1 protein-coding gene is annotated in these 314 nt (G+C 57.6%); it reads left to right on the top strand.

The features are described from left to right. Window positions 1-314, top strand: a 314-nt coding sequence (locus tag ACTJK7_RS29130) for an Hcp family type VI secretion system effector (RefSeq protein WP_440781119.1), incomplete at both ends; no start/stop codon positions are given.

Raw genomic sequence — 314 nt, 5'->3', positions numbered from 1 at the left:
TTCACCGCCGACTCCGTTGGCAACACCTACCAGGAAGGTCACGAAGACCAGGTCATGGTTCAGGCGTTCAGCCACGACGTGATCATCCCGCGTGACCCGCAATCCGGTCAGCCAACCGGTCAGCGCGTTCACAAGCCAGTGATCATCACCAAGGTCTACGACAAGGCTTCGCCACTGCTGCAAGCAGCCCTGACCTCCGGCGAGCGCATGAGCGAAATCGTTATCCAGTGGTACCGCACTTCGGCTCAAGGTACCCAAGAGCACTACTACACCACCAAACTGGAAGACGCGATCATCGTCGCCATCAACAACAA

Origin of the sequence: Pseudomonas sp. 22085 (genome assembly GCF_052045815.1) — a bacterium.
Classification (GTDB): Bacteria; Pseudomonadota; Gammaproteobacteria; order Pseudomonadales; family Pseudomonadaceae; genus Aquipseudomonas; species Aquipseudomonas glycinae.
This window is presented reverse-complemented; position numbering and strand designations above follow the sequence as displayed.